The organism is Streptomyces sp. 142MFCol3.1 (genome assembly GCF_000424945.1).
In the GTDB taxonomy this organism is placed as follows: Bacteria; Actinomycetota; Actinomycetes; order Streptomycetales; family Streptomycetaceae; genus Streptomyces; species Streptomyces siamensis.
The window spans coordinates 320959-331356 of record NZ_AUKV01000008.1; the positions used below are offsets into that span (position 1 = coordinate 320959).

Sequence of the window (10398 nt, forward strand, 5' to 3'; positions counted from 1 at the left end):
CTCGCCCCTCCGCCCCCTCCCGGCCCTCGGCCGCGGAGGCCGGCGGAGGGGGCACCGGCACGTGCCGCGTCAGTCGAGGTAGCCGCGCAGCTGGTCCGCGAACGCGTGGTCGCGCAGCTTGTTGAGGGTCTTCGACTCGATCTGGCGGATCCGCTCCCGCGTGACGCCGAAGATCCGCCCGATCTCCTCCAGCGTGCGCGGCCGTCCGTCCGCGAGGCCGTACCGCAGCTGGACCACCTTGCGCTCGCGCTCGCCCAGCGTGGACAGCACCGCCTCCAGGTGCTCGCGGAGCAGCAGGAACGCGGCGGACTCCACGGGGGACGCGGCGTCGCCGTCCTCGATCAGGTCGCCCAGCGCGACGTCGTCCTCCTCGCCCACCGGAGCGTGCAGGGACACCGGCTCCTGTGCCAGCCGCAGCACTTCGCTGACCCGCTCGCTGGGCAGGTCCAGGTGCTCGGCGACCTCTTCGGGCGTCGGCTCGTAGCCGCGTTCCTGGAGCATGCGCCGCTGTACCCGGACGACCCGGTTGATCAGCTCGACGACGTGGACCGGCACGCGGATGGTGCGGGCCTGGTCGGCCAGGGCGCGGGACATGGCCTGCCGGATCCACCAGGTGGCGTAGGTGGAGAACTTGTACCCGCGGGCGTAGTCGAACTTCTCGACGGCCCGGATGAGGCCGAGGTTGCCCTCCTGGACCAGGTCGAGCATGGTCAGGCCGCGGCCCACGTACCGCTTTGCGACGGAGACGACGAGCCGCAGGTTCGCCTCTATCAGCCGGCGCTTGGCCATGCGGCCCATGACGACGAGCCGGTCCAGGTCGAGGGCGAGCTGGCTGTCCAGGTCGGGCGTGAGGCGGAGCTTCTCCTCGGCGAAGAGTCCTGCCTCCACCCGGCGGGCGAGTTCGACCTCCTCGGCCGCGGTGAGCAGGGGGATCCGCCCGATCTCGCGCAGATACTGGCGGAACAGGTCGGAGGAGGGGCCGGCGGTGTCCGTGGCGCGGCTGCGGGGCGCTACGACCGGCTCGGGGGCCTCGGTCTCGGTCTCCGCCTCACTCTCGACGGCACCGGGCGGCGGACCGTCGAGTTCCGGCGGGCCCTCCGGCCCGGTCTCGGGGTGGAGCGCACCACGGCTCTGCGGCGGGACCGCCGTGACGGCGTCCGCCTCGGCGTCCGCGTCCGTGGTGGTGTCGGTCTGTGTGAGGGTCTGGGTCTGCACGGGGGCGACCTCCAGGAATGTCGCTGCTGAGGCGTGCGGCAGCGGTACGTCGGGGATGGGGTCGACGGCCTCGCCGCTGTCCATCCCGTAGTCGTGTGGCGGAACCGCGGGGATAGGGAACCCGTCGCGTGCGGGCCGGCCGCGCTCCGAGGACTCAGGCACCGGAACCCAGTGTGGAGTACGACACATCGCCGCCACGAGGGGCGTGCGGTGACTTTTTGCGTCCGGTCCGTGACCGCGTGGTTACCGTGGGGACGGGTGCGCGCTTCCCTGGACCCCAAACTGGTTGAAAGCTGCACGTGAGGGGGCAGCGGGGCCACAGGAAGCGGAAGGCCGGGCACCGGTGCCCGGAACCCGGGCGCTCAGAGCGCCTCCGCGCCCCGCTCCCGCAACGCCTGCCCGTACTGCTGGAGGACCCACAACTCGTTCTGCACGGCGGCCAGCTGGGCCGGGTCCCCATGGGCGCTGAGACGGGCGAGGGAACTCTGCACGTCGCGGACGCGACGGTCGACGGCGCGGCGGCGGACCATGACGAGCTGGTCGCCCGCGTACCCCTCGTCGACGGTCTTGCGCAGGATCGCCTCGACGGCGAGCTCGGTGACCATGGCGCGGACCATGTCGTCCGGCGCGGCCTCACGGACCCGGACGAGGTACTCCTGGGAGTCCTGCACGCCGTACTCGGCGCCGCCCGCCTCCATGATCGCCTGGCGCACGGCGGCGTACGGCGGGGCGGTGAACTCGTCCACGCCGTACGCGTCGAAGGCCGGGGAGACCAGCTCGGGCCGCTGGAGGGCGAGTTTCAGCAGTTCGCGTTCGGTGGCGAAGACGGGGTTGCGCAGGGTGAGGGCGGGACCGCCCGCTGGTGCCTGGACGGCCGCGTACGCGTGCTGGGGCCGCGGTCCGGACGGGGCCGGGGTCCTGCCGCCCCGGTCGCGGGCCCAACGGGCCAGCTGGGCCACCCGCTTGACCACGAACTGGGTGTCGAGGATGCCGAGCATGCCCGCGAGCTGCACGGCGACCTCGTGCTGCGCGCCGGTGTTCTTGATGCGGGCGACGACGGGCGCCGCCTCGTCCAGGGCGGCGGCGCGGCCCGCCGGGGTCTCCAGGTCGTAGCGCAGGACGATCTGGCGCAGGGCGAACTCGAAGAGCGGCGTACGCGGTTCGACGAGGTCCGCGACGGCGTCGTCGCCCTTGGCGAGGCGCAGCTCGCAGGGGTCCATGCCGTCCGGGGCGATCGCGATGTACGTCTCGGCGGCGAACTTCTGGTCGTCCTCGAAGGCGCGCAGGGCCGCCTTCTGGCCGGCCGCGTCGCCGTCGAAGGTGAAGATGACCCGCGCCGAGCCGTTGTCCATCAGGAGGCGCCGGAGGATCTTGATGTGGTCGCCGCCGAAGGCCGTGCCGCAGGTGGCGATGGCGGTGGTGACGCCGGCCATGTGGCAGGCCATGACGTCGGTGTAGCCCTCGACGACGACCGCCCGGCTGCTCTTGGCGATCTCCTTCTTGGCGAGGTCGATGCCGTACAGCACCTGGGACTTCTTGTAGATCGCCGTGTCCGGCGTGTTCAGGTACTTGGGGCCGTTGTCCGACTCGTAGAGCTTGCGGGCGCCGAAGCCGACGACGTCGCCGCCGATGTCGCGGATCGGCCACATCAGGCGCCCGCGGAAGCGGTCGATGGGGCCGCGGCGGCCCTCCTGGGAGAGGCCGGACAGCAGCAGTTCCTTGTCGGTGAAGCCCTTGCCGCGCAGATAGCGGGTGAGGTGGTCCCAGCCCTGGGGGCTGTACCCGACGCCGAAGTGGGCCGCGGCGGCCTGGTCGAAGCCGCGCTCGGCGAGGAACGTGCGGCCGGTGTCGGCCTCGGGGCTGGTGCCGAGCTGCTCGACGTAGAACTGGGCGGCCACCTTGTGCGCCTCCACCAGGCGGATGCGCTCACCGCGCTGGTGGGAGGGGTTGTACCCGCCCTCCTCGTACCGCAGGGTGATGCCGGCCTGGCCGGCCAGCCGCTCGACGGCCTCCGAGAAGGAGAGGTGGTCGACCTTCATCACGAACGTGATGGTGTCGCCGCCTTCCTGGCAGCCGAAGCAGTGGAAGAGCCCCTTGCTCGGGCTGACCTGGAAGGACGGGGACTTCTCGTCGTGGAACGGGCACAGCCCCTTCAGGTTGCCGCCGCCCGCGTTGCGCAGCTGGAGGTACTCGGACACCACGGCGTCGATCGGGACCGCGTCCCGTACCGCCTTCACGTCCTCGTCGTTGATCCGTCCTGCCACGCAAGAATTCTACGGTGGCGCACCGACAGTCCTGACGCCTAGGAGACGAGACCGTCGAGAGGGGTGTGCGGGTCGGCCAGCGCCTCGGTGTCCACCTGGGCCCGGGACCGGACCAGCCGCTGGATCGGCTCTGTGACGTCCCACACATTCACGTTCATCCCGGCGAGGACCCGGCCGTCCTTCACCCAGAACGCGATGAACTCACGCTTTCCGGCGTCGCCGCGGATCACCACCTGGTCGTACGAGCCGGGCGGAGCCCAGCCGCTGTACTCCATCCCCATGTCGTACTGGTCGGAGAAGAAGTAGGGCACGCGGTCGTACACCGTGTCGCGGCCCAGCATCGCGCGGGCGGCCGCCGGGCCGCCGTTGAGCGCGTTGGCCCAGTGCTCGACACGCACCCGGGTGTCGAACAGGCCGAGCGGGAAGGACGCCACGTCGCCGGCCGCGTGGATGTCCGGGTCCGAGGTGCGCAGGCGGGCGTCCACCACGATCCCGCCGCCGTGCGCGCGGTCGGCCAGCTCCAGGCCGGCCGCCTCGGCGAGGGCGACCCGCGGGGCGGCGCCGATCGCGGCGAGCACATCGTGCGCGAGGTGCTCCTCGCCGTCGTCGGTACGGGCCGCGAGCACCACACCGTCCTGGCCGATGATCTCGGTGAGCCGCGCGCCGAAGTGGAAGCGGACGCCGTGCTCGCGGTGCAGCTCGGCGAAGAGCTGGCCGAGCTCCGGGCCGAGGACCCCGTGCAGCGGGGTCGGCTCGGGTTCGACGACGGTGACCTCGGCGCCGTACTCCCGGGCCGCCGCGGCCACCTCCAGGCCGATCCAGCCGGCCCCGGCGATGACGATGTGGCCGTTGTCGCGGCCGAGGGCGGCGAGGACGCCCTTGAGACGCTCGGCGTGGGCGAGGCGGCGCAGGTGGTGGACGCCGGCCAGGCCGGTGCCCGGGATGTCGAGGCGGCGGGGCTCGGCACCGGTGGTGAGGAGCAGCTTGTCGTAGTGGACGAGGGTGCCGTCGTCGCCGAAGCGCACGGTCTTGGCGGTCCGGTCGATGGCGTCGACGGTCTGGCCGAGGTGCAGCTCGACGTCGTTCTGCGCGTACCACGCGGGTTCGTGCACGAAGACGCTGTCGCGCTCCTCCTTGCCGAGGAGGTAGCCCTTGGACAGCGGCGGCCGTTCGTACGGGTGGTCGCGTTCGTCGCCGATCAGTATCACGCGCCCGGTGAAGCCCTCAGCCCGGAGCGTCTCGGCCGCCTTCGCGCCGGCGAGACCTCCTCCGACGATGACGAATGTCTGATCCGCGTCGACCACTTGATGCCTCCTCGTAAGGATGTCGCCACATGCGAGCGTCCCGCACGGAGCGTGATGCGGGAAGAGGGTGTGGCCCGATCAGGCCACGCAGGGTCACACTCCTGCGCCCCCATGGGAACGTGTGGTGAGCCTGTGATGCAGGGAACGCGCCGAGGCGTCGGTGAGGGATGCGATCTGGTCGACGATCACGCGCTTGCGGGCCCGGTCGTCGGTCGCGTCGTCGAACAACGCCCGGAACTGCGGATCCAGTCCGTCGGGGGCGCGCGCGGTGAGCGCCTCGGCCAGCTCGGCGACCACGACCCGCTGATCGGCGCGGAGCCGCTCCTGCTCGGCGCGCTGCATCACGTACCGGTGGGCGACGGCCTTGAGAACGGCGCACTCGTGACGGGCGGCGCGCGGCACGACCAGCTCCGCCGTGTACCTGCCGAGGCGGCCGCTGCCGTAGGTGGCGCGGGTGGCGCCCTCCGCGGCCAGGCAGAAGCGGCCGATGAGCTGGCTGGTCGCGTCCTTCAACCGGGCCTGCGCGACGGCCGATCCGTCGTACCCGTGGGGCCACCACTCCTGGTCCAGGAGCCGGTCCAGGGCCTCGGACAGCTCGGCGGGGTCGGTGTCCGCGGGGACGTAGCGGCCGATGGCTACCGCGAAGATCTCCTGCCGTTCCGGTTCGGCGTGCAGGCAGTTGGGGTCGATGTGCCCGGCGTGCAGACCGTCCTCGACGTCGTGGACCGAGTAGGCGACGTCGTCCGACCAGTCCATGACCTGGGCCTCGAAGCAGGTGCGGCTGCCGGGGGCGCCCTTGCGGATCCAGTCGAAGACCGGCCGGTCGTCCTCGTACACCCCGAATTTCGGGGACGTGGGGTCGGTGGGGTGGCCACCGCGCGGCCAGGGGTACTTGGTGGCCGCGTCGAGCGCGGCCCGGGTGAGGTTGAGCCCGACGCTGACGAGGTCGCCTCCCCCGCCGGCGGCCGGTGCCACGGCGTCGCTGCGCACGAACCTCTTGGGCTCGATCCGGGTGAGCAGCCGCAGGGACTGGGCGTTGCCCTCGAAGCCGCCGCAGTCCTCGGCGAATTCGTTCAGCGCCTGTTCGCCGTTGTGCCCGAAGGGCGGGTGGCCGAGGTCGTGCGAGAGGCAGGCCGCCTCGACCAGGTCGGGGTCGCAGCCGAGCGCGGCGCCCAGCTCACGGCCGACCTGGGCGCACTCCAGGGAGTGCGTCAGACGGGTGCGGGGGCTGGCGTCCCAGACCTGACTCCGGGTGCCGGGGGTGACGACCTGCGTCTTGCCCGCGAGGCGGCGCAGGGCGGCGGAGTGCAGCACGCGGGCGCGGTCGCGCTGGAAGGCGGTGCGCCCCGGGCGTTTGTCGGGCTCCACGGCCCAGCGCTCCACGGCGGAGTCGTCGTACCCGCCGTGCGGGGTGGGGAGCCCGTGGCCGGTCCCGGACTGCGCGGACCGTACGGGGTTCTCGGGGCGGTGGGGGCTTTCCGGGGTTTCGTGCGCCTGCGGTGCGGTGCCTTCCATGCCACCGACAGTAGACGCAGGCACCGACATCCGGGGCATGGGCATCGGCGACCGGCGGGGCGGAGCCGTCCGGTTCAGGCCGGGGTGAGAGCGCGTTCGGTGACGGTCCCGGAGGCCGCGACGGCCTGGTCGTAGCGGTGCAGGACGAGGCGTGCCATCGCGGGATGGTCACCGAGCGGTTCGGCCGCGATCCACGGGGCGGCCTCGGCGCACTGGGTGGCGAAGCGGCCGGGGGCGGTGAAGTACGAGGCGACGGCGATCCGGTGCCTGCCCCGGGCGGTGAGGGCACGCACGGCCGCCGGGACGGTGGGCGAGGCGGCCGACGCGTACGCCGGGACGACGGGGACGCCGAGGCGCTCGGCGAGCAGGTGGGCGGTGCGGCCGGTGTCGACGGCCGAGTCGGGGTCGCGGGAGCCGGCGGCGGCGAGCACCACGGCGCTCGCGCGGCGGGCCGCCTTGCTGGTCCTGGTCCGCCAGCCCGCCTCGACGAGCCGTGCGTACAGCGTCTCCACGAGCAGCGGGTGCGGGCCGAGCGGGGCGGCGACACGGGCCCGCAGGTGGGGCGCGGCGGCGACGGCCTCGGGGATGTCCTGCTTGACGTGGTAACCGCGGCTGAGCAGCAGCGGGACGAGAACGGCGTCGCCGGCGGGCAGGGCCGCGAGGGTGTCGGGCAGCAGGGGCTCGTTCAGTTCGATGTGCCCCAGGCGCACGGGCAGCCGGGGGCGCAGTTCGCGGACCCGCTCGACCAGGGTGCGCACGGTGGCGAGGGTGCGCGGGTCGCGGCTGCCGTGCGCCACGAGGACGAGCGCGGGCGGTGCCGGACGGCGCGTGCCGTCGAGCGAGACGAGGCTGAGCTGGCTGCCGAGCTGGCTGGTGATCCGGTTCATGAGTTGCGCCGTACTGTCGAGGTGGCCGTCGAGGAGGCTTTCCGGGTGGGCACCGCGCGGCGGCGGGCCGCCCGGGCGGTACGTGGACTCGTCGCGAGGAGTGTTCGACGCCGTCATGGAGCGATCCTGCCGGTACCAGGTTGCCGGGCCGTTGCGCGGGCATGACGGGTGTTTTCCAGGGGTTCACGCCGGGACGGACGGGCGGTGTGAGCGTGCGCGACCTGCGGGGACGGCACCGCGAGTGAACCGGGTCACGTCCTGCGCCGTGAACCGGACCGCGTCCCGCCGCGTCCTGAAGGGTCGGGGCCACCTGGGGAGGGGACAGCGAAGATGCGCTTCGTGATGCCGCGTGCGGTGCGGCGGCTGCGCCGGCCGCGACTGCCACGCACGCGGGCCGGACAGCGGCGGGCCGTGCAGGCGGTGATGCTGCTGTGCGTCCTCGCGCTGCTGCCGGCGACCTGGATGTACGTGGTGACGGGCGACCGGCTGCGCACCACGGCGGACGCCCCGCGCACGGACGTCGCGGTGGTCTTCGGCGCGGGCCTGTGGGACGGCGAGCCGTCGCCGTACCTCGCCCACCGTCTCGACGCGGCGGCCGCGCTGTACCGCGACGGCCGGATCAAGGTCGTCCTCGTCACCGGCGACAACAGCCGCGAGGACTACGACGAGCCGGACGCCATGCGGACCTATCTGACCGCGCGGGGTGTGCCCGACGGCCGCATCGTCAGCGACTACGCGGGCTTCGACACCTGGGACTCCTGTGTACGGGCCCGGAAGATCTTCGGGGTCCACGAGGCCGTGCTGATCAGCCAGGGCTTCCACATCCGGCGGGCGGTCGCGCTGTGTCAGGCGGCCGGGGTGCGGTCGTACGGCATCGGCGTGGACGCCAAGCACGACGTCACCTGGTACTACGGGGGCACTCGGGAGATCTTCGCCGCGGGGAAGGCCGCCCTGGACGCGGTGTTCAAGCCCGATCCGCGGTTCCTCGGGCCGAAGGAGCCGGGCATCTCGCGCGCGCTGGCCGTCGCCGGCGGGTGACGGAGGGCCTGCCTCACGGCGCGCCGGACCGGGCCGGGAGGTCCCCGTGCCGATGGCGTAACGCGGCCCGACCCGGCGCGTAACACGGCCGACCCACGCTGAGCGGTATGAACACCTCCGCGACGCCCACCCACTGCCCGTACTGCGCCCTGCAGTGCGGGATGAACCTGACGCCCGCCGCCGGCGGTGTCGAGGTGACGGAGCGCGCGGACTTCCCGGTGAACCGGGGGGCGCTGTGCGGCAAGGGCCGTACCGCGCCGGAGCTGCTGTCGTCCCGGGTGCGGCTGACGTCGCCGCTGGTGCGCAGGGCGGGTGTGCTGGAGCCGGCCGGCTGGGACGAGGCGCTCGACCGGATCGCCGCGGGTCTTTCCCGCACGCGCACGGAGCACGGCCCGGACGCGTGCGGTGTGTTCGGCGGGGGCGGGCTGACGAACGAGAAGGCGTACGCCCTCGGGAAGTTCGCCCGCGTCGTCCTCGGCACCTCGCAGATCGACTACAACGGCAGGTTCTGCATGTCGTCCGCGGCGGCGGCCGGGATCAAGGCCTTCGGTCTCGACCGGGGGCTGCCCTTCCCGCTGGAGGACGTGCCGCGGACCGGCTGTGTGATCCTCGTCGGCTCCAACCTCGCCGAGACGATGCCGCCGGCGCTGCGCTACCTCACCGAGCTGAAGGAGAACGGCGGCACGCTGATCGTCGTCGACCCGCGCCGGACGCGTACGGCCGAGCAGGCCGACCTGCACCTCGCGCCGCGCCCGGGTACGGACCTGGCGCTGGCGCTCGGGATGCTGCACCTGGTCGTCGCCGAGGGGCACGCCGACGAGGAGTACATCCGCGCCCGGACGAGCGGCTGGGAGGACGCGCGGGCGGCGGCCATGGCCCACTGGCCGGAGTACGTGGAACGGATCACGGGGGTGTCCGTTCCACGGCTGCGGGAGGCCGTGCGGCTGTTCTGCGAGCCGGAGGCCGCCATGGTGCTCACCGCGCGCGGGCCCGAGCAGCAGTCCAAGGGCACGGACACGGTCGGCGCGTGGATCAACCTGTGCCTGGCCACCGGGCGGGCGGGGCGGCCGTGGTCCGGGTACGGCTGTCTCACCGGGCAGGGCAACGGGCAGGGCGGGCGCGAACACGGCCAGAAGGCCGACCAGTTGCCCGGCTACCGCAAGCTGACCGACCCTCAGGCGCGCCGCCACGTGGCCGAGGTGTGGGGCGTGGACCCGGACACGCTGCCCGGCCCCGGACGCAGCGCGTACGAACTCCTCGACGCGATGGGCACGGACATCCGTTCGCTGCTGCTGATGGGGTCGAACCCGGTGGTCTCCGCGCCGCACGCAGCGCACATCGAGGAACGCCTCGCCGCGCTCGACTTCCTGGCGGTCGCCGACGTCGTCCTGTCGGAGACGGCCGCGCTCGCCGATGTCGTCCTGCCGGTCACCCAGTGGGCCGAGGAGACGGGCACGACCACGAACCTCGAGGGCCGCGTGCTGCTGCGGCGTCAGGCGCTCACCCCGCCGCGGGGTGTGCACAGCGATCTGTACGTGCTGCGTGAACTGGCCGCCCGCCTGGGCGTGGAGAAGGGCTTCCCGGCGGACCCGGAGGAGGTCTTCGACGAACTGCGCAGGGCGAGCGCGGGCGGGGCGGCGGACTACTCGGGGATCACCTACCGTCGGCTGGCGGAGGAGAACGGCGTGTTCTGGCCGTGCCCGGCGCCGGAACCCGCCGGGGCCGGTGAGCCGTCCCGCAGGGACGTGGCCGGGACCGGCGCAACCGCCCGCACGACCGGAGCCGGGCCCGGGGCCGCCGGTGACTGCGACGACTGCGAGGACGCCTCGCTCGACGTGTTCGAGGACGACCCCGCGGGGGACGCCGGCGCCGTGCCGGGCGGCGGCAGTGGCCCCGCACCGGCGGACGGGGACGGCCCGGCGGGGACGGGAGTCGGCCCGGCGGGGACGGGAGTCGGCCCGGCGGGGACGGGAGTCGGCCCGGCGGGGACGGGAGTCGGCCCGGCGGGGACGGGAGTCGGCCCGGCGCCGGCCGCCGACGGCCCCGCGCGGGCGGGCGACGGCGCGGGCGTGCACCCCGGGACGCCGCGCCTCTTCCTCGACCGCTTCGCCACCGAGGACGGGCGGGCGCGGTTCGTGCCCGTGTCGCACCGGCCGGTGGCCGAGGAACCGGACG

The 10398-nt window shown here is 73.5% G+C and carries 7 protein-coding genes; 2 read left to right on the forward strand and 5 right to left on the reverse strand.

Annotated features, from left to right (window positions below; translation table 11 throughout):
* Positions 1 to 69: 69 nt before the first annotated feature.
* From H305_RS0114300 to H305_RS0114320, 5 genes are all read right to left on the reverse strand, one after another.
* Positions 70 to 1377: an RNA polymerase sigma factor gene (locus tag H305_RS0114300; RefSeq protein WP_028800995.1), complete on the reverse strand. Its 1308-nt coding sequence runs from the start codon at positions 1375 to 1377 to the stop codon at positions 70 to 72.
* Positions 1378 to 1577: 200 nt separating this feature from the next.
* Entirely contained in the window at positions 1578 to 3479 is a 1902-nt protein-coding gene (gene dnaG / locus H305_RS0114305) for a DNA primase (protein WP_028800996.1), read from the reverse strand.
* 38 nt (positions 3480 to 3517) lie between these two features.
* A complete protein-coding gene (locus H305_RS0114310; protein WP_028800997.1) occupies positions 3518 to 4783 on the reverse strand; it encodes an NAD(P)/FAD-dependent oxidoreductase in 1266 nt (421 codons plus the stop codon).
* 93 nt (positions 4784 to 4876) lie between these two features.
* Positions 4877 to 6298 (reverse strand): deoxyguanosinetriphosphate triphosphohydrolase, encoded by a 1422-nt coding sequence (locus tag H305_RS45805; protein ID WP_078629038.1) that lies wholly within the window; start codon positions 6296 to 6298, stop codon positions 4877 to 4879.
* A 74-nt stretch (positions 6299 to 6372) separates the two neighbouring features.
* Complete coding sequence (locus tag H305_RS0114320) at positions 6373 to 7302, reverse strand: sirohydrochlorin chelatase (protein ID WP_028800998.1); 930 nt, start codon at positions 7300 to 7302, stop codon at positions 6373 to 6375.
* Positions 7303 to 7515: 213 nt separating this feature from the next.
* Between H305_RS0114320 and H305_RS0114325 the strand changes: the two genes are divergently transcribed.
* Both H305_RS0114325 and H305_RS0114330 read left to right on the forward strand, forming a co-directional pair.
* Positions 7516 to 8223, forward strand: coding sequence for a SanA/YdcF family protein (locus H305_RS0114325; protein ID WP_078629039.1), 708 nt, complete (start codon positions 7516 to 7518; stop codon positions 8221 to 8223).
* A 107-nt stretch (positions 8224 to 8330) separates the two neighbouring features.
* The coding region (locus H305_RS0114330) for a molybdopterin oxidoreductase family protein (RefSeq protein ID WP_028801000.1) at positions 8331 to 10398 on the forward strand (2068 nt) is incomplete at its 3' end.

What these genes read in the sequence shown, in the direction of transcription:
- H305_RS45805 (WP_078629038.1), bottom strand. Translation starts at nt 6,298, where the DNA reads ATGGAAGGCACCGCACCGCAGGCGCACGAAACCCCGGAAAGCCCCCAC.
- H305_RS0114325 (WP_078629039.1), top strand. Translation starts at nt 7,516, where the DNA reads ATGCGCTTCGTGATGCCGCGTGCGGTGCGGCGGCTGCGCCGGCCGCGA.
- H305_RS0114320 (WP_028800998.1), bottom strand. Translation starts at nt 7,302, where the DNA reads ATGACGGCGTCGAACACTCCTCGCGACGAGTCCACGTACCGCCCGGGC.